General features: G+C 65.9%; 12 protein-coding genes. 7 read left to right on the top strand and 5 right to left on the bottom strand.

What is annotated here, in order from left to right:
- Nucleotides 1-3: 3 nt before the first annotated feature.
- The 5 genes from ACQR0Z_RS21760 to ACQR0Z_RS21740 form a co-directional block, all read right to left on the bottom strand.
- Complete coding sequence (locus ACQR0Z_RS21760) at nt 4-1218, bottom strand: type II secretion system F family protein (RefSeq protein WP_434919979.1); 1215 nt, start codon at nt 1216-1218, stop codon at nt 4-6.
- Between the two features lie 4 nt (nt 1219-1222).
- The gene (locus ACQR0Z_RS21755; RefSeq protein WP_434919978.1) at nt 1223-2899 is read right to left on the bottom strand and encodes a GspE/PulE family protein; all 1677 of its coding nucleotides are present in this window, start codon (nt 2897-2899) and stop codon (nt 1223-1225) included.
- A gap of 121 nt (nt 2900-3020) precedes the next feature.
- Nucleotides 3021-3548, bottom strand: coding sequence for a tetratricopeptide repeat protein (locus ACQR0Z_RS21750; RefSeq protein WP_434919977.1), 528 nt, complete (start codon nt 3546-3548; stop codon nt 3021-3023).
- Nucleotides 3545-5845: a type II secretion system secretin GspD gene (gspD, locus tag ACQR0Z_RS21745; RefSeq protein ID WP_434919976.1), complete on the bottom strand. Its 2301-nt coding sequence runs from the start codon at nt 5843-5845 to the stop codon at nt 3545-3547. The genes ACQR0Z_RS21750 and gspD overlap by 4 nt, the downstream gene beginning before the upstream one ends.
- Before the next feature lie 133 nt (nt 5846-5978).
- The gene (locus ACQR0Z_RS21740; RefSeq protein WP_434919975.1) at nt 5979-7694 is read right to left on the bottom strand and encodes a hypothetical protein; all 1716 of its coding nucleotides are present in this window, start codon (nt 7692-7694) and stop codon (nt 5979-5981) included.
- A 992-nt stretch (nt 7695-8686) separates the two neighbouring features.
- On the opposite strand from ACQR0Z_RS21740, the gene ACQR0Z_RS21735 reads away from it, so the two are divergent.
- The 7 genes from ACQR0Z_RS21735 to ACQR0Z_RS21705 all read left to right on the top strand — a co-directional run bounded on the left by ACQR0Z_RS21735 (nt 8687) and on the right by ACQR0Z_RS21705 (nt 19506).
- Nucleotides 8687-13552, top strand: coding sequence for a helicase (locus tag ACQR0Z_RS21735; protein WP_434919974.1), 4866 nt, complete (start codon nt 8687-8689; stop codon nt 13550-13552).
- 34 nt (nt 13553-13586) lie between these two features.
- On the top strand, nt 13587-15053 hold the full coding sequence (locus tag ACQR0Z_RS21730; protein WP_434919973.1) for an SUMF1/EgtB/PvdO family nonheme iron enzyme: 1467 nt from the start codon (nt 13587-13589) through the stop codon (nt 15051-15053).
- Nucleotides 15054-15226: 173 nt separating this feature from the next.
- Nucleotides 15227-15916 (top strand): DUF4399 domain-containing protein, encoded by a 690-nt coding sequence (locus tag ACQR0Z_RS21725; RefSeq protein ID WP_434862237.1) that lies wholly within the window; start codon nt 15227-15229, stop codon nt 15914-15916.
- Nucleotides 15917-17099: 1183 nt separating this feature from the next.
- Nucleotides 17100-17768 carry a Crp/Fnr family transcriptional regulator gene (locus tag ACQR0Z_RS21720; RefSeq protein WP_434919972.1) on the top strand — a complete coding sequence of 223 codons (669 nt, stop codon included), beginning with the start codon at nt 17100-17102 and terminating at the stop codon, nt 17766-17768.
- A gap of 90 nt (nt 17769-17858) precedes the next feature.
- Entirely contained in the window at nt 17859-18062 is a 204-nt protein-coding gene (locus tag ACQR0Z_RS21715) for a YgaP family membrane protein (protein ID WP_434919971.1), read from the top strand.
- A 69-nt stretch (nt 18063-18131) separates the two neighbouring features.
- Nucleotides 18132-19019 (top strand): MBL fold metallo-hydrolase, encoded by an 888-nt coding sequence (locus tag ACQR0Z_RS21710; protein ID WP_434919970.1) that lies wholly within the window; start codon nt 18132-18134, stop codon nt 19017-19019.
- A 109-nt stretch (nt 19020-19128) separates the two neighbouring features.
- The gene (locus ACQR0Z_RS21705; protein ID WP_434919969.1) at nt 19129-19506 is read left to right on the top strand and encodes a hypothetical protein; all 378 of its coding nucleotides are present in this window, start codon (nt 19129-19131) and stop codon (nt 19504-19506) included.
- Nucleotides 19507-19535: the final 29 nt, after the last annotated feature.

Genomic DNA, 19535 nt, shown 5'->3' with positions numbered 1-19535 from the left:
CCTCTACCCGACGAGTTGCGTAACCGACAGCAGCGCGCTCATCACCGACACGATGAGGCCGCCGACGACGGCGCTGATGAGAATGATGGCGGCGGGACCGACGATGCCGACGATGCGATCGAGGCTCCGCTGCAGCTTCGCCTCGTAGAACTCGGCGATTCGCCCGGCGAGCACCGGCAGCTGTCCGCTCTCCTCGCCGATCCGGATCATCCGCGTCGCCATTGACGGCAGAACGTCCACCGCAGACAGCGCATCCGACAGCTTGCCGCCGTGACGCACACGATCAGCCGCAGCATTCCACGCCGCCCCGCTGCCGGTCACTGACATGATGTCGAGGAGAATGCGCAAGCTCGCCGTCAACGTCAGCCCACTGCCGAGCAGGATCGCGAGGTTGCGACAGAACAGGCTGGTGCGGTACGACCGGAACACCGCAGCGAGACCCGGCAGCCGCGACAGCCGCGCGATCAGCGCGATGCGCACACGGGCGCGACCGAGCAGGACGACAACTGCAATCATCAGCGCACTCGCTGATGACGCTAGCGCGAGAGCGTTGCCGCGCACGAAATCCGAGATGTCCAGGAACGTAGTGATGGCCGCGTCGCGATCGGCGCCGAAATCGCGCAGCACGGCCGAGAACTGCGGCAGCACGACCACGAAAAAGAACAGCATCACAAGGCTGGCGGCGACCAGGACGAACAGCGGATACTGCATCGCGTCGCTCAGCTTGCGGCGCATCGCCTCGGCGCGCGCCCGCTCGGCGCCGAGCAGTTCGAGCACGTGGTCGAGCGTCCCCGACGCTTCCCCGACCCGCACCAGCGCCAGATACATTGCAGGAAACTGCTGGGGATGCTGCGCCAGCGCCTCCGCCAGACTTTCGCCGGCCAGGACACTCGATCGTAGCCGGCCGACGACCGGACGCAACCGGCCGATATCGGCGTCGCCTGCCAGCAGTTCGAGCGACTCCTCGAGCCGCGCTCCCGCCTTCAACAGCAGAGCCAGATCGCGCGTGAAGGTCGTGACGTCGGCCGGCGATGGACCACCGAACCAGGCCAGCGTGTCCCGCGCGGCAGACCCCGCAGGACTTTCCTCGAAGGTCTCGATCGGCATCAGCCGCAGATATTCGATCCGGTCGATGACGTCCTTGGCCGTCGCGGCCGAGATCGTGCCGTGCACGACGTCACCCTTCTCGGTCAATGCGCGATAGCGGAAGGTGCTCACCTTTTCACCTCAGTGTCGCCACGCGCAGGATCTCAGCGACCGATGTCGCCCCCGCCCGGCACTTGGCGAGGCCATCGTCGAGCATCGTGGTCATGCCGCTGCGCATCGCAGCGCGATCGATCACGCCCGCATCGGTCTTGCCGTGAACCATCGACCGGATCTCGGCATCAAGTTCGAGGATCTCGAAGATGCCGAGGCGGCCGCGATAGCCGGCGCCGCCGCAACGCTCGCAGCCGGCCGGCTCATAGACGGTCTCCCCGGCATTGAGACCGACCGCCTGAAAGCGCGGATCGGCATGGAGATCGTCGGCGCTCAGCCTGCGCCGCGACTTGCAATGGTCACACAGCCTGCGGACGAGCCGCTGCGCGATCACGGCACGCAAGGTGGAGCGAAGCAGAAAGTCCTCGACGCCGAGGTCGAGCAGCCGCGGCACGGCGGCCGCAGCGTTCTCGGTGTGCAAGGTCGTCAGCACCAGATGGCCGGTGAGCGCCGCGTGAACGGCAACATGGGCGGTCTCGCCGTCACGAACCTCGCCGACCATGATCACGTCGGGATCCTGCCGCACGAACGATCGCAACGCGCTCGCGAAGGTCAGACCGATGGCCGGCTTGACCTGCGACTGGTTGATCCCCGGGATCTCGTACTCCACCGGATCCTCAATGGTGAGGATCTTCCGCGTCGGTTCGTTGAGGATCGACAGTGCCGTCGCGAGCGTCGTGGTCTTGCCGCTGCCGGTGGGCCCACAGATCACGATCAGGCCGTGGGGCAGCGCGAGCAGCCGGCGCAGCGCTCGATCGTCATGGCCGGCGAAGCCGAGCTTCTCGATCGACAGCAGTCCGCGATCCTTCGGCAGCAGCCGGATCACAGCGGATTCGCCATGCTGCGTCGGCATCACCGCGACACGGACGTCCAGCTCGAAGCGGCCGATGTGAAGCCGCGCGGCACCATCCTGCGGCAGGCGCCGCTCCGCAATGTTGAGCCCGGCGACGATCTTGATCCGCGAGATCACGGCCTGTGGCAGCACGCCGCCGGGCGCCGGCAGCGGCTTCAACAGACCATCGACCCGCATCCGGATCGACAGACCGTTCCGCATCGCCTCGACGTGGATGTCGCTCGCGCGCAGTTCGACCGCCTGCTCGAACAGATCATTGACGGCGCGCACCACCGGAGCACCGGTGGCGAGGTCGCGAAGGCTGTCGATGTCGTCCTCGCGCAGCTGAGGCTGCTGCTGCGTCGGCTCGGATCGAACCGAACTCTCGCCCTCGCCCGCCAGCCGGCCGAGCGCGGTGACGATGTCGTCAGACGACGCCACCACCAGTTCGACCGGACCACCGAACACCAACTCAGCCGCGCGCAACGCCGCCGTATCGCGGGGGTCGGCGACCGCCAGGCAACGCGGGTGGTGCGACGATTGAAACGGGAAGATAACCGTCTCGCGCAGGAAGCGGCGGGAGAAGTGCTCAGCCAGCGGCCGGGCCGCGAGCAGATCGGCCAACGCGATCCGCCGCAATCCAAGCTCGTGCGCGATCGCGTCGGCGAATTCGGGAGACGCCGGATCCAGCGCCTCTGCTGCACCCTCGGCCGGCGTGCGCAGAGTCGGGCCCCCCAGCGCAGCTCCATTCGGAGCCAGCGGAGAGCCCGCAGGACGATCGACCGCGTGATGAGGAAACGTCGAAACCATGGCGCTTTCCGAGGATCGTGCCCGATCACCTCATGCCGAGGCCGAGATGGAGAGCCGTCGTCCGAGACCTTACGTTCTCGATTTCAAAGATGACGCTTATGAGATGGACGACTTAGAACAACTACAAACCTGGTTTTGCTGCGACGACACGATGGGGGCCGAGACGAGCGCGCTGCCAATCCAGCGACAGATTCTGGCCTTCCACGATCTGTGCCTGCGACATCTTCGAGGCGACGGCATCGCGAATCCGCAGGTAAGGCTCGCGCAGACGCAGCGGCGCCGCGGCCGCCGCGAGGTTCAGCCATTTGTAGGCCAGCACCAAGTACTGATCGACGCCATGGCCCTTGTCGTAGCTCAGCCCGAGCAGATGCTGCGCCGCGGGCTCGCCCCGCTCGGCGGCTTCGATGTAGAGCTCGACCGCGGCATCGTAGGACTGCGGAACGCCAAAGCCGTTGTCGTACATATAGCCGAGCGTGGTCATCGCGCGCGGATGTCCCCGCTGTGCGAGGGGCACCAACAAGGCGGCCGCGCGGACATAATTGCCTCGCGCGAACGCCGCCCACCCGTCACCGCGGGGCCGGGCTTCGGCGCCGACAAGGCCGAGCGACAACGCCAGGACGCCGGCTGTGATGACCGAATGCCACCTCATCGCGTCGTCCGCGACGTCTGCAGGGCGCTGGTCGAGACCGGCCTGATGGTGCCGCGCAGTTTCGAGCGGAGCTCCTCGGCGACATAGTGGGCATCGGTGCCGTCGCGGATGATCTGCGGGCGAATGAAGATGATCAGTTCGGTGCGACCCCGCGTGCGATCGGTGTTGCTGAACAGCTCGCCAAGGCCCGGGATCTGGTCGATGCCCGGAACGCCGCTCCGGCTGCCCTGGCGGGTCTCGCTGATGAGGCCGGCGAGCAGCACCGTCTGGCCGCTCGCCACCGCAACCGAGCTCTTCACCTTGCGCTGCGCTACCGTGGGCGTGAGGCTGTTGGCGGTCTGCGGCGCCACGTTGCTGATTTCCTGCTCGATCTCCAGCCGCACATTGCCGTTCTCGTTGACCCGCGGCGCGACGCGCAGGATGATTCCGGTGTTGCGATAATCGATCGTGTTCACGACCGTGTTGTTGGTGGTCAGCACGGTGGCGCTGCCGGTCGAGACCGGCACCTGGTCACCCACCTGCAACGTCGCCGCCTGATTGTCGATCACGACCAGCGAGGGGTTCGACAGCACCTTGACGTCGGTCACCGTATGCAGGGCGCTCAGGATCGCGCTCGGCTGCGATTCCGAGCCGATCAGAAAGTTGAAGCCCGGGAATGCGCGATTGAGGAAGGCGTTGGTGATCGTTCCAGCGGCGGACGCGACCGTCGCCGGCGCGGAGGTCGAGGTGGTGTTGAGCAGCGAGCCCTGGTCGGGGCGCAGGCCGAGATTCTTGCTGGTGAGAAAGGCCTGCACGCCGTAGTTCAGATTATCGTTGAGGGTGACCTCGGCGATGGTCGCGTCGATCGCGACCTGCAGCTGCGGCCGATCGCATTGCCGCAGCGTGGCTTCGATGATTCGATAATTCTCACGGTCGGCGTAGATCAGCAGCGTGTTGTTGACGACATCGGGCGTGATCCGCACGCCGTCCATCAGCGGCTTGCCGCCGGAGGAAGACATGCGCGGCTCTGCAGGCGGATCTGCCACCACGGGCGGCGGCGTCCCACCGAAGCCGCGCGTGGCCACCAATCCGTTGCCGCCCTGCTGCTGGCTGGAGAAACCCGATTGCGCCGTAGTCCCCGCGGCCGACAGCCGCTCGCCGCTTGAGCTGGTCGCGGTGCCCGATCCCGGGGCGATGTCCGTCGACGACGCATCCGCCGCGCTGCCAGCGCTCCCGATGAACATGTCGTTGAGCACGCGCGCCATCTGCCGCGCCTCACCGTATTTCACGCGGTAGACATGCACGCTGTTACGAAGCGTGTTGCCCGCGTCCAGCCGCTTGATCCAGGTCTCGGCGGTCTTCAACAAGGCCGGCTTGCGGCTGATCACCATGATCGCATTCATCCGGCTGACGGTCTGGAACTTGACCATGTTCTGGCCGAGCCCGCTGTCGCCGGTATCCATGATCTTCTCGAGCTCGGCGACGATCGGCTCCGGATTGCCGTTGGCGATCGGGAAGATGCCGACCGACTGGCCGCGCATCCAGTCCGCATCGAAGCTCAGCGCGGCCTCGGCCGCGGTGCGGCGCTCCGCGCCCGTTCCCTGAATCAGCAGCACGTTGCGGCCGGGATCGGCGCGCACCATGCCCGGCTTGAGCGCGAAGCTGTCGAGCAGCTTCAGAAGCGTCGGCGCCGAGACATATTGCAGAGGCAGCGCCGTGATGCCGTAGCCGGCTTCCGCCGAGGCGCCGGAGGCATCGACGGTGCCGGCCCCCATCGCCTCGCCGAGCGGTATCAACCGATAGCCCGACCCGTCGCGGACGAGCGCCGTGCCGGAGAGGCGGAGCGCGTTTTCGAGCACATACGCAACATCGGTCTTCGCGACCGGGCGCACCGACGACAGGCTGACCGTCCCCTGAATTCGCGGATCGATCGTGTAGCCGACGCCGAGAATATCGCCCAGCATCACCTTCGCGACCGTCGCGATCGGCGTGTTCTCGAAGTTCAACTCGAACCCGTTGCCGACCGCCTGCGAGTGAGCGGCGACCTGCTCGACCGGAATCGCATTCGTGGCCGGCGCTTCCGCGCGCGCGTCGCGTGCGCCCCGGATATCTTCATTGCCACCGTAGATCTCGGCGCGCGCACGGCGGGCGGCCGGAGACTGCTCGGGCATCACCTGCCTCGGATAGCGCGGTGAAAGATCGAGCCGTCCCACCTTGTCCATGACGTCGTCGCGGTTGTCACTGCCGAGCGTTGCGGGATTGCAGCCCGCCAAGACCAATGACAAGCCGAGCGACATGACGGCCGGCATCACGAGCATGCGGACCCGCAATCGATCGCGTCCAGAATCAACGATATTCAACACTCACCCGCCCACCCGATGTGCCGAGTCTTCCGTCGGTTAGTCCCGGGACGGCGTGACCTCCACGCCGGCCCGGGGGGTCGTCCGCGCCCTACCAGAGCCAGCCGACGCCGGCGAGCACCCGGTCGGACATCGCACCGGCCGCGCTGTGGTCGATGACCTTGGTGTAGTTGAGCTTGTAGACGAGGCTCGGATTCGGGAAGATGGCGACGCCGACATCGTGGAAGGTCATGTCGCCGCTGCCCGTGACGTTGTTCAGGCCGTTTCTGAGATCGGCGCCGAGCATGCCGGAGGTCTGGAAGTTCTGTCGCGTATAGCGATAGAACGGCACGATGTCGTAGTCGTTGGGCGCGCGGAAATGATAAGCGATCTCGCCCGAATAGCCCCACATGGTCTTGCCGACATTGTTCGTGTCGTCGAGATCGTTGTTGGCGCGCAGGTTCTCCGGATTGGAGAAATGCACATAGGCATATTCGCCGCGGAACTCCAGACCGGTATTCGGAACGCGATAGCGGGCTTCGGTATTGAAGATCGTCATCGCATTCTTGCCGAGCAGCGTCTCGGTGCCGTCCGCCTCCGTCGCATAGGCGCCGCGCGGCGTCACATTCGGCGAATAGTAGATTGCCGAGCTTCCGGCGAACCCTGGCAGGAACGACGGCGCGTAGCTGAGGCGGAACGTATAGGCGAGCTGGTTGCTCAGCTGGCGGTAATCGCCGATCGGTGCCTTGGACAGCGCGAGCGCCTCCGAGCCGCTGATGCCCGCCTCGTAACCACCCGAAACGATATGGCCATTGTCGCCGCGATGGGCGAAATCGTCGCCGAAATCCTCGGCGCTCTGGCTGACCTGGAACTGGTAGTTCAGGCCGTCGACGATCTTGCCGTAGAATCCGGCCGACGGTGCGTACCAGGTCGTCGGGATCAGGCCGTTGGCGAGCTCGGGACGGCGCACGCTGTAGAACAGGGTCGGCTCATGATACAGATTGATGAACGAGATCGGGATCAGATCGATACCCGGCGACCGCAGGGTGAAGTGGTCGTTGAACTTGATGTCGAAGAAGGCCTGCTCGACCTCGATCGCGCCATGCAGCTTGTCGTCGTTGTCGAACGCCGTGCCGCCATGCTCCCATTCCAGCTCGGCATTGAAAGTAATGTAGTCATTGACCTGGTAGGTCGGCAGCAGCACGAGGCGGGCCATGTCGAAGCCGTTCTGCCACTGACCGTTCGCGGCCGGGTTCTGCATCGAGCCGAGCTTGATTTCCCCATACATGCCGATGCGCATGCCCGGCACGGGTGACGGCGCGGCACCGAACAGATCCCTGCCGGGCGTTGGCGGTGGCGCCTTGAGATCTGACGCCGGCAAGAACTTCGGCTTCGGATCGGAGTCGGCGAACGCCGCCGCCATGCGCGAGACCGGAGAAGGCGACGCCGTCTCCTCGGCTGACGCAGAGCCCGTCTTGCCGTCCTTCGGACCCGCGAACGGCACCGCGGTGACACCCGGTTTCGACGCGGGCTGGGCCATATCCCACGCCTTCCCGTGCGTGTCCTTCGCGCCGCTCAGTGCGACCGAGTCGGAGGGACGCCGCGACGCAAGCGAGGCGGACTGCCCGACACTCGTCTTCTTCGCCTTGGCATCCTTGAGCTCAACCTGGAGCGTATTGATGCGCTGTTCCATCGCGTCGAGCTTCGCCATCAGCGCCTTGACCGCCGCTCCCTCGGCGGGGCGCGCATGGGAATCGTCGGCGGCTCTCGCCGCGACCGCGCCGAGCGCCAATGTCGATGCCGCCGCGAGCAACGATGAGACGATCATCCCGCGGCTGCGCGCTGCACGAGCACCGCGACAATTCCTCAGAGCCCCGCTTGGAGACACCGGGGCGCCAGTGCGCTGGGCATTGCAGCTTATCAAGACCATTCGTCGGACCTCCCCATGATTGAAGCGCGGGCGATTTTCCCCTGCCCGCGCCACAGAACCGCTCGTGCGCAACCGCGACCCATTCGCGCTAGAAGCGTGCGATGTCGATACTTGGGCTCGCCGGCGATGCTCGCGTGTCAGCAGTTTGACGCCATCAGCAGGACGGGTCCCTGGGAGCATGGCAGGCTGCGGTCGACCGATGACTCCGTCGTGCGTCAGGACGATGCTAAGTCGCTCAACGGCCTATTGATTGTTCCGAGCTCCATGCGCCGCACGCGAACAACCAACAGCTGGTCCTCAGCGGTTGTATTTGCATCGTCGCGCAGCCACGCAGCGGCCGGCGCCACAGTTTTTCCGGCGCGGCCGTACTTCGATAGACATTGCGGTCGGGCGATGGCGCAGATCGGAGATGGATCTTGAAATCAAAAGACAAAAGCGGGCTGCCGGCAGGAGTGAGATTGCGGCGAGATGACGCATGATGAGTTCAATGAGCGTTGCAAACGCGGAAGCAAATACCTGCCGCCGACGATCAAGGCAGCTCATGACACGCGGCGACGGACTGTTTAAAGAAATTCTAAAACGCCATCGTCCGGCGTTCGCCCGATTCCTTGGAATGATTACAAATCAGTTGGTTCGGCCAACTCATCAGGCCATCACGCGATGATCCTCCCATCATTACGCCGCATTGCCTTCCCCTATTGCTCATCAGTTAGTACGGCCTGACTTGCTCGTTACAGTATTCGTGCAGATGGCAGGCCGTCGCTATCCATGTCTGATGATCGCGGCCGATGATCGCGACTGCAATTACTGCAAGGCAACACGAGTTCGAAAATAGGCTTGTCAATGAACCGATTGCTTCGCTCCAGGGCGACCAGGATTGGAGGCGCGTCATGAACGCAATCCATCGGATGGAGATGACGACCGGACCGTTGCAGACGCTGCTCGGCCATCTCGCCGAGACGGTCGCGCACGATGCGCCGACGATCGAACGCCTGCCGGATCGTTCGCTCACGGCCGGACGGCGCCAAATCATTCATCAGCACGAGCTTGAAGGGTTGCCCGGCGTCACTTTCAACACGTTCGATGCGGACGGCCCGGTGTGGCTGTCGATCGAATGCCTCGCCGCAACCGAGCCGCCGGTCGTCGCGGACGATCTCGTCCGGTGGATCGACGTGTCGTCCGATCCGGAGCGGCGCCCGTTGGTCCGGCAGCGCGTGACGATCACGGTGCAAGCCGCGGAAAAGGAGCGGCTGATCGCGGACGGCGATGCCCGCGCCGAGCACTGCACGCCTGCGGCCGGCCACGAGGATGGCGTGGGACTCTGGAGCGTGCGGCTGTGCCTCGAGCAGCGCGCCGACCTCGTGCAGCGCCTGGAGCACTATCTCGGCGGCCCGTGGGCAGCCTGGGCAGGCGCCGAGCGGCCGCGCCGCCGCACCATCGCGATCTATCAGACCCTGCGGGAGCTGGCGCGCGCGGACGGTGCCGTGAGCCAGCAGCGTGGTTGCGAGATCGTGTGGGGCATCGGCGTCACGCGGTGGCGCCGCCATGGGCATGAGCTGGAGCTTCCCTTGCTCGAACGGCTGGTCACAATCGAGGTTCTGGACCGCGCCGACGCTGAAATCAGGATCAGGCCGCGGCTGGCGGCCGCGACGGCACATCTGAAGCCATTCGAGGCGCTCTCGCCGGCCACCAAGCTCGCGGCGCATGCGGCCGAGCAGATGCTCGAGCGCGGCGCGGAGCTTTCGCCCTTCCAGCCCGCCACCTTCGAGCCGATCCTCAGCGCCATCGGCTCGCAGCTGGACCCGCAAGGGATCTATTGTCCGACGCTGCCGGATTCAGCGCTCGTGCTCCCCGAGGAAAGCGAGCAGCTGGTCGTCTCCGACCGATGGGTGCTGTTTGCGCGGCCGCGCTCGGACCTGCTGCTGCTACGCGACATCGAACGCCTGAGACGCGCGATCGACTACACGCCCGGCGCCGAGTGCTGCCTCGGCCGCATGGCGCAGCTCCTGCTCGGCGGCCCCGATCACGACGGCCATGACGGCCCGCGGCTTCGGCTGTCCGGTGTGATCGGCGAGCGGATCGATATCGCGCCGGAGACGCAGGTCGCCACCGATCGGGGGGACCTGTTCTTTCCGCTTCCCACCAACTCCGACGAGATGGAGATCGTACGCCAGCTTCGCCGCTCGGACGGGGTCATCGTCAGGGGCGCAAGCGGGCCGGACCGGAGGTCCGCGATCGCCAATGTGGTCTGTCATCATCTCGCGCTCGGCTTGCGCGTCCTGATCGTTTCACGCCATGACATGGCGCTGTCGCTGCTCGCGGCCACGCTGCCCCGGCCGATCCGCGATCTGACGCTCGATCTGACCGGCTCCGACGCCGATGTGTTGAAGCGCGCCGAGGGCGTGATCAGCCGGCTGCAGTCGATCATCGACGTGACGGGCCTGCGCGATCAGGCCGAACAGGTCAATCAGCTCGAGCAGAGCATCATCTCGACCAGTCACGCGATCAGCCGTCTCGACGACGAGATCGCCGACATCGCAAGCCGCACGCTCCTGCGCTCCGGAACGAACGCCCCGTCCTTCGAGGACCTGGCCACGCTGGTGTCCGACCGCGACGCCTATGCATGGTTCACGGATCGGCCTCTCGGCTATCTCGGCGAGAGCGACCTGCTCGTGGCGGCCGTCGAACAGGCTCGGGCGGCGCGGCTGCGGCTTGGCGACGACCTCGCCTTCGTCGACGATCCGCTGCCGGATGTCTCAGCCCTGCCGGACACCGCGACGCTGGTGCGTCTGCATCGGGGTCTGCAGCCGGTCGCTGTATCGATGCCAGTCGACGGCGACAAGGACGAGCTGGCGCGGCGCGTCGTCAATGCCCTGGAGCCGGACGGCGCGGAGAGGTTCGCCGATGATCTCGATGCGCTCGCGGGGGCGCACCGGGTGGTCGCCGGCGAACCCTGGCTCGCCGCCTTGTCGCCGCTCGGCGCGCAGCCCGATATCCCTCCAACCAGCGCGATCCTGGTGGATTTTGCCCGCGACGCGTCATCGCTGTTGACGCGGCGGAGCAGCTTCCTGGTGCGGCCGGTGGAGACGCCCACCGACGCGTTTGCCAGCGACCCCTTGCTGGCGGTCATCGAACGGCTCGCGTCCGGTCAAAGCGCGGTCGCGACATTCTCGCTGTCCGGGCGCGCGCTGAAGCGGACGCTGGACGACATCAAGGTGTCGGGCTTCCGGCCCAAGAGTGCGGCCGATTGGGCCCATATTCGCGACTATCTCCTCTGGCGGCGTCACCTGCACTCGCTCGACGTGCGATGGCGGTCGCTGGCGGACGAGATCGGCGCGCCCACGCCGGAGCAGGACGGGTCCAACACGCTTCACGTCCACGAGCGCGTCGTCAGGCAGGTCGAAGTCGCGATCGTGATGGCGGAGCTGGCAAAGCGCAACGTCCGCACCGCCGCTGCAAAGCTGTCCATGCCTGACGATGCGATCGCCGGCCTGCTCGCCGACGCCTCGCGGCTAACCGCGCTGGCAGCCGCGATCAAAAGTGCCGTGGCGCTCGTCGCGCAGCAGCGCAACGAGCTCGCGAGGCTGACCGAGCTGTTTGGTGGCGGCGGGTCGATCAACGCGCAAGTCCGGGCCGACATCCTGTCGCAGCTTGGCCGCGCCGACATCGACCTTCGCGACATGGAGACGCGATGGACCGCGATTCGTGCAAGGCTGCAGAGGCTGCACGATCGGCGCCAGGACCTCGAACTCATTCGCGAAGTCTGTGAGTCCGTGACCGAGGCCGGTGCAGGGGCGCTCGCCCGGCGGATCCGAACCGAGCCGGCGCGCCGGGATCACAGCGATCCGGTGCTGGTCGCGGACTGGACGATGGCCTGGAACTGGGCCGTGCTGATGCGGCAGACCGAAGGTGTCGGCCAGCATCAGCGGCTGCATGATCTGTCAGGCCAGCGTGCGCTCTTGGAGACGCGGCTGCGCGAGCTGTTCGAGCAGGTGGTCGTTGCACGGATGCAGCTGCACCTCGCGCAGAACACCGGCGGCGCTGTCCGCCAGAGCTTCGATGTGTTCCTGACCACGCTGCGCAAACTGGGGACGAGCTGTTCCGGTCCCAATGCCGGCCGGATGCGTCAGGTCGCGCGCGAGGCACTCGAAACCTGCCATGACGGCATTCCCTGTCATCTGCTGCCCGCCTGGCGCGTCGCCGAGCAATTGCCCGCGCGTCTCGGCGCGTTCGACCTCGTTGTGGTCGACGACGCATCGCAATCGGACCTGCGCGACCTCACCGTCCTGCTCAGAGGCCGGAAGGTTCTCGCCGTCGCAGATGAGCTTGTGAGAGAGGAGACCGACGCTCCGGCTCGCGTCGACGTCGGAGGCATCGCGCCTGCCGGTCTCGGCGGCCTGCCGCTCTCGCTGCGCCAGCTGATGCCGGCAAACGCAAAGCTGTGCGATCTGCTCGAACGGCTGTTTCCGAACCGGGTGATCCGGCTGCGCGAGCACGCCCGCCGGATCGATCCGCTCGCGATGTCGATGGAGGGCCCGTCGCAGCCATTCGCGCCGCCGACCATGTCGGATGTTGCGGCAGTCTCCGCAGACGCGTCGGAAGATCAACTCTCGGCAGCGCTGGAGGATGAGATCGCCAGCGTCGCCGAAAGCCTGTCGCTCGCGCGTCAGGAGCGGCACGCCGAACCGCCCTTGCCGGCAGAGGCGTCGCCGCCGCCGTGGCTGCGCAGCCGGGCAGATGCGGCCAAGATCGATCGCGACATCCATGCATCGCACGGGCCGCACACGATCGATGATCGAGTCGTGGAGACGGCGCCGGCTTTCGCCGATGTCGCAACAACTCCGATCGCCCGTGCGACGCCAGCGTCGGAAGCGACGACGACGCCCGTCAATGCCGATCCGGCGCATCTCCATGCGATCATCGCCTCGGCGCAGCGACGGCGGCCGCTCGATGCCGGCGCGCCGATGCGGCGCCCCTACCGCAGCCGCGCCATCGCCGCGGCCGCGGTCATCGCGGTGGCGCTGGCCGGCGGTTCGATCTACTGGCAGCCGGCATCCAGCCGCATCGCAAGCTCCTGGGGCTCCGTCTCGAGCCAGTTGGCGTCCTGGACGGCAACATCGTCGACGACAGCGGCGCCGGCGAGCACCGAGCCGCGCAAGGTCACGGCGGAGCGGATGACGACGGGCGCCGCGAGCATGGCGGGCCGCGAGACTGCGGGCTTGCCGGACAACCTTCCGTCGCACGCCGTGCTGTATCAGGAGGATTCGCAGGATCCGCTCGGCAAGCGCTATCTCGGCAAGGTGACCTGGCGCGTCGAGCCGGCCGCCGGCAGCGTGCCCACCTCCATCAAGGGCGACATCGAGATCGACAAGCGGATGAAGGCGACGCTGTCGCTGCGGCCGAACACCGAGAACGACATGCCGGCCAGCCATATCATGGAGTTGAAGTTCAACTGGCCGGATGACCCGGCTCATGCGGGCGTCGACACGCTGAAGGGTGTCAGCATGAAGATGAAGGAGGCGGGCCGCGGCGCCGCCCTGGCGACGCTCACGGCCAAGGTGACGCCGGAATTCTTCATGATCGCGCTCTCGGCCGGCGAGGTGGACGCCAAGCGGAACGTCCTGCTGCTGAAGGGCAAGGAATGGATCGATATTCCGATCGTCTATAACGGCGGCAGCCGCGCCGTTCTTGCGATCGAAAAGGGAGCAGACGGTGATCGCGCTTTCAAGGACGCATTCAGCGCCTGGGGACAATGAACAGGACGCCGTGCCGGGGCATGGCGGTTCGCGCGTGAGCGGCGGGATCAACGTCCTCAGGCCGTCGCTCGCCCCTGCCCCCGGCGGGCCCGAGCGGTCGCTTGAAGCCGTGAGCTATCCGGTGCCTTGCGACCAATGCGGCCGCGTGGTGAATGTGGCGCTGAGCGCGCTGCGCGCCCCGAGCTTTCAAGACCTCGCCGAGCAGCTTGCATGCCCCGACATCCAGGCCCGCCGCAGCAAGCGCGGTGGGCTGCTCATGATGATGTGCGGCGCTCTGAAGCAATCGCTTACCGAGCGCTGCGACCGGGCCGAGGTCGAGGCCACCGCGCCTGTTCGCGGCGAAGCCGGCCGCGTGGTCTGCAACATCCCCGGCATTTCCATCGCTCAGCATACGCCGCAGGAGGCGCGCAGCCTTGCACTGATGTGGCAGGCGCACGGACAGACCAAGCTGGCGGCGCGGCTGCGCGACGCCGCGGCCAGCGCCGAACGCCGTCCCCTGCTCCGAACCGGCATGGCCGCCGGCCTTGCGCTCCTGCTGTTCGCGATGGCAGGCAGCTGGCTCCTGCTCACGCGCCAGCCCACCGCGTCCCCGCCAGCACCGCCGCAAACCGCCGACGCGCCAGTCGCTGCGCCAGACCTCGCCAGCGCAGAAGCTCCGCAGCGCGCCGCCATGGTGCAGGCGGTCGCCAGCGCGACGGCGCCGCTGCAGGATGTCGCCGCCACCACCGCGGCCGACGAGGCGCCAACCGCAAAACTCCCGGGCGCTGTCGCCGCCGCGGAGGCCACGCCCCCGACGCCGCCGACACAAGATCCGGAAGCACCGCGAACCCGCCTGCCTGACGTCGTCATGATCCCCGGTGGAAGCTTTGCGATGGGCGGCACGGAAGCCGCCGAGCTTCCGGTCCATCGTGTCACCATCAAGCCGTTTGCGCTCGGCAAATATCCGGTCACGATCGGCGAGTGGCGGGAATGCGTCGCCGACAAGGCATGCGCGGATGTCACCAGCGGACCGAACGACAATCCCGTCTCCAACGTCAGCTACGATGATGCGAAGGACTACCTGGCCTGGCTCTCCCGAACCGTCGGCAAGCCATTCCGGCTGCCGACCGAGGCGGAATGGGAGTATGCGGCGCGCGCGGGAGCGAACACCAAATACTGGTGGGGCGATCAGATGCGCGCCGGAATGGTCAACTGCCATGGCTGCAACGAGGCGGGCGCGCCGCCGCAGCTGATGAAGGTCGGACATTTTCCCGCCAATCCGTTCGGCCTGTTCGACATGGGCGGCAGCGTCGACCAATGGGTCGCCGACAGCTGGCACAAGACCTATCAGGGCGCGCCGTCCGATGGTTCGGCATGGATCGACGAGCAGAGCTTCATCCGCGTCATTCGTTCCGGCTCCTGGAAAAAGGACGCGAGCTATGCGCGGAGCGGAAGCCGCGATCGTTATGATGGACGGATACGCTACCCGACCCACGGCTTCCGCGTGGCGCTCTCGCTCTGAGATGAGCTGCATCGAGGTCGCCGGCACGGCGCTCATTCGATGCAGCATTTTATAGGAATTCTGATCGAAATCGCCTCGCGAGGCTGAGGGGAACCTCAATTTCGCCGCGCTTGGTTCGATTGATAGTCTGCCCGTTCGGGTCCGTTATTTTCCAGATTTGTGAGCAGAGCGTTGTGAGTAACAAGACATCCGTGCGGTCGGCGGCGCAATCCGGATTGATGACCCGCCGAGATTTTTCCATTGCGCCGCTCTCCCTTGCCTGCGTCGCTTTCGCTGCGTCGCTGACGCTCGCCCCGCATTCCTCGTGGGCGCAGAGCAGGAGCGCGCCCAAGGACGCCTACGTCTACTTCATCTCGCCAACGGATGGAGACACCGTGAAAAGCCCGTTCTGGTGTCGCTTCGGGCTGCGCAACATGGGCGTGACCCATGCCGGTGACAGCTTCTCCAATACCGGCCACCATCATCTGCTGATCGACAACAACGAACAGATCAGCCCTGGCGAACCCATCCCGCAGGACAGACACCATCTTCACTATGGCGGCGGCGAGACCGAGGCCCTCATCGAGCTGCCTCCGGGCAAACACACACTTCAGCTCGTGATGGGTGATGGCATGCACTTCAACTTCGATCCGCCGCTGATGTCGAAGAAGATCACGATCACCGTCGAGGGCGGATCAAATCGCCGAAACCGTAGCGCCGCGGAGACGCACCACCACAAGAAGCCCATCCGCGCGGCACGCTCCGCCGAAACCTCGACAGCAGAAGCGCCGCCGGACGATCCGTCGAAGTCGGCCGGAGCGCTCGACTTCCTCAAAGGGCTGCTGTCGGGCACGAGTGACGCCGGCACGAAGTCACCGCGTTGAGACATGCGCGAGGGGCCTGCGACCGAAGCAAATTGTCGCTGATCGCCCCGCCAGTTCGGAATACGACGAAGTCGCGAGTCCACGATCGACAGCATGATCGGAGCTGGCGAATTCGACGGGGCTTCGTGAGCTGGCGACGGCATTTTGTCCTGTTCGGCAAGCCGCAAAGGAAGCCGTCACGGAGTGAGCAGGCAAGCAGCGTGAGGGCCGCGGCTTGAGGTGAGTACGAGCTGGCCCAGCCATCGTTCGCTGTCTGCAATTCTCCAGCGCGATCGGCCCAAGCCCGTCCGCCATCTTCGCTTAAGAATAATCTACTTGCTATTTTTCAGAATTCATGGTTTTCTGTCTCCATCCCGGCCCGCGAGAGGGGCGCTTCGCGATCGTCACGAGACGTGGGGCCGGAGATGCGGTGGCCGTAAGCGTGCTGCAGCGGGTGTGATGCCTGCCGACGAACAGCGCGCTTTGCGGACGTGAAAGCGCGTGGTTCTGGCCTCCCGGTGCTGAGGCCAAGCTGGTGGGGATGATCCGCCGGCGACGGGGTCAAGAAGCCGGTCCCCGAGGAGATCGCGCCATAAGCGTGAAAACCATCGCGCGGGGAATGCCGGGTGTCCTCGGCTGAACCTGTGGTGACTGCCGCCTGCTTTTTTTGCTGCAGGCGGGCCATGGGTGCGGCCAGCGCCCGGCATTCCCCGCGCCCTCTCATCTTCCGAGGGCGGAACGACCGGCACAACTCGGACGCTCTTGCGCCGCGAGACGAAGTCCCGCGCCTTGCGCGACAGGTGTCACGCCGGAACGAACCGGAAACAGATTGGGATTTTCAAGGAGAGAGGGATGGTGCGCTCGGAGGGCGGAGAAAACTTGCCTGTGATCAGCAGGCTGATCGAGTGGAATCCATTTTGAGGCGCTTTGCACGGCCGTCGAGCGCCTTTCAGCGGAGAACTGGTCCTGCTGCTACACCAAGCAGCGTCGACATCCAGAGCTGCGAAACAGCAGACGGGATCAGGGACGCGTCGCTTCGATTCTCATGGTGACAGGATCTGCGCCAGATCTTGCGTGGCGTTGCCTTATCGGCTGCGACCAAGCGCGAAGCCATCAAAATTCAGCTTGCTTGGGCTCGTCCCTCGACCCGCTCGCAATCTTGTGGCAGAGCGGATGGAGCCGGTCTGCCACGTCGGGTGTCTTGATGTCGTCGAATCGAGATTGGACGGACGCTTTCCCTCCCCTGCGGCAGCTGCCGGCGGTGATTTTTTCTCAGCTGCGTGAGGCGAGCCTCATTGTCGAGCTTCCCGAAGGCAGTCGTATCTTCGGGCCCGGCCAGGCGCCGGAATCGTTCCTACTGCTGCTGGACGGCACCATTCGCGTGCAGCAGACGTCGGAGTCCGGCCGCGAGATCGTGCTGTACCGCGTCCAGGCTGGGGAGAGTTGCGCGCTCACCACCGCCTGCCTGATGGGCTATGAGGAATACCAGGCCGAGGGCATCGCCGAGACGCCGATCCGTGCCGTGGCTATTCCGCGTGCGCTTTTCGACCGGCTGATCGCCACCTCGCGCGACTTTCGCCAGTTCGTGTTCACCGCCTTCAGCCGCCGGGTCACGAACTTGTTTCGCGTCATCGAGGAGGTGGCGTTCGAACGGATCGACGTCCGGCTAGCGCAGAAGCTGCTGGAGCTTGCCGGCGCGAAACAGCAGGTTGTGGGCACCCACCAGGATCTTGCCAACGAGCTCGGCAGCGCCCGCGAGGTGATCAGCCGCCAGCTCAACGAATTCGCCAGGCGCCACTGGTTGCGAGTGGCTCGCGGTACCGTCGAGATCACCGACAGGCCGGCGCTCGCGCGGCTGGCCCAGCATGGCTAGAAAGCCAACTGTCTCGGTGACTTAGTTACAGACCGCTCGTCCCCCTGCCGCTTACGTTTGCTCCATCGCAACGCCGGAGGGGAGTGTCACATGACACGGAATGTTGGCAAGATCGACCGACTGCTCAGGATTATCGTCGGACTGGCGGTTCTCAGTCTCGTGTTCGTCGGGCCGCAGACGATGTGGGGCCTGCTCGGCCTGATCCCGCTCGGCACCGCGCTGGTCGGCTGGTGTCCGCCCTACGCTTTGCTCGGCATCAACACCTGCGGAACGGAGTCGAGCCCGACGTCTTAGACCCGGCAGAATGACAGCGGGCACGGGGGCGGCGATGCCGCCCCGGAGCTTCATCGTGGAGCAGCAGCCATGTCCTATCCGATCGATCTCCGTGTGCGGCCCAAGGTGGCCGGCTTCTTCGATCCGGACACCAGCACGATCAGCTATGTGGTGAAGGATCCGTCATCGCCGTCCTGTGCGATCATCGATCCCGTCCTCGACATCGACTATGCGGCCGGTCGCCTCGGCACGCGCTCGGCGGACACGCTGATCGACTACATCAGGATGAACGATCTGCGGCCGGAATGGCTGATCGAGACGCATGCCCATGCCGATCATCTCTCGGCCGCGCCCTATATCCAGGACAAGCTCGGCGGCAAGATCGGCATCGGCGAGCACATCCGCATCGTGCAGGAGACGTTCGGCAAAGTCTTCAACGAAGGCACCGAGTTTCGCCGCGACGGCAGCCAGTTCGACCGGCTGTTCAAGGACGGCGACACCTATCAGGTCGGGCAGATGACCGCCTTCGTGATGCACACGCCCGGCCACACGCCGGCCTGCGCGACGCATGTGATGGGCGACGCGGCGTTCGTCGGCGACACGCTGTTCATGCCCGACGGCGGCACGGCGCGCGCGGATTTCCCCGGCGGCGACGCGCGGACGCTGTTTCGATCGATCCGCAGGATCCTCGAGACGCTGTCGCGCGAGACCCGGTTGTTCATGTGCCACGACTACGGCCCTGACGGGCGTGAGGTGCGCTGGGAGACGACCGTAGGCAACGAGCGCCTCCACAACATTCACGCCCGCGACGGCATGACGGAGGGCGCGTTCGTCGCCCTGCGCGAGGCCCGCGACAAGGCGCTGGGCATGCCGCGGCTGATCATCCCCTCGCTGCAAGTGAATATCCGCGCCGGACATCTTCCACCCGCCGACCACAGCGGAAAGATCTTTTTGAAAGTGCCGATCAACGCGCTGTGATCTCGCGGACGGTCTCATCGTCTGTTGCGCGATCGCGGCGTCACGAAGATGTCAGTTGCCAAGCACGAGCGGTCCGCGCGACGTGTCTGCGCTGGAGAAGTAGTTCGAGATGAGGCGATCTGGTTTCAAGGTGCCCGCGCTGACCCGCCGCCTCGTGGCGGCGCTGGTCGTGGTCGCCATGAGCCTGGTTCCGCTGCTCGGCACGCTCGAAGCGGCAACGGCGGCAGCGGCCGATGGCATCCCTACGCAGCAATGGTCGTCGACGACGACACCTGCGCCGAAGCCGTGCCGGAAGGCCGTGCTCCCCGGCACCGTCAACATCTGTCCCTTCGCCGCGGCGAGCCTCACCGCCCTCCCCGCGGATGACAGCGCAACGGCGCAGCCGATGGCCAAATCCCGGACGCTGTCGTGGCATCCCCGGCATGACGCGCTGACGACGCAATGCCACGCGTCCTCGCCCTACCGTCCTCCCTGTCGCCGCTCCTGATCACCGTTTCGCGCGCGGCGTAACGCTGC

It is taken from the genome of Bradyrhizobium sp. HKCCYLS3077 (assembly GCF_051167555.1).
Lineage (GTDB): Bacteria > Pseudomonadota > Alphaproteobacteria > Rhizobiales > Xanthobacteraceae > Bradyrhizobium.
Note: the sequence above shows the minus strand (reverse complement) of the source record. Positions and strands in the feature narration are given on the sequence as shown.

Excerpts from the sequence above, each read along its gene's own strand:
- ACQR0Z_RS21710 (WP_434919970.1), top strand. The coding sequence starts at position 18,132 with ATGTCCTATCCGATCGATCTCCGTGTGCGGCCCAAGGTGGCCGGCTTC.
- gspD (WP_434919976.1), bottom strand. The coding sequence starts at position 5,845 with ATGCTCGTGATGCCGGCCGTCATGTCGCTCGGCTTGTCATTGGTCTTG.
- ACQR0Z_RS21755 (WP_434919978.1), bottom strand. The coding sequence starts at position 2,899 with ATGGTTTCGACGTTTCCTCATCACGCGGTCGATCGTCCTGCGGGCTCT.
- ACQR0Z_RS21715 (WP_434919971.1), top strand. The coding sequence starts at position 17,859 with ATGACACGGAATGTTGGCAAGATCGACCGACTGCTCAGGATTATCGTC.
- ACQR0Z_RS21720 (WP_434919972.1), top strand. The coding sequence starts at position 17,100 with ATGTCGTCGAATCGAGATTGGACGGACGCTTTCCCTCCCCTGCGGCAG.
- ACQR0Z_RS21735 (WP_434919974.1), top strand. The coding sequence starts at position 8,687 with ATGAACGCAATCCATCGGATGGAGATGACGACCGGACCGTTGCAGACG.
- ACQR0Z_RS21740 (WP_434919975.1), bottom strand. The coding sequence starts at position 7,694 with ATGATCGTCTCATCGTTGCTCGCGGCGGCATCGACATTGGCGCTCGGC.
- ACQR0Z_RS21750 (WP_434919977.1), bottom strand. The coding sequence starts at position 3,548 with ATGAGGTGGCATTCGGTCATCACAGCCGGCGTCCTGGCGTTGTCGCTC.
- ACQR0Z_RS21705 (WP_434919969.1), top strand. The coding sequence starts at position 19,129 with ATGAGGCGATCTGGTTTCAAGGTGCCCGCGCTGACCCGCCGCCTCGTG.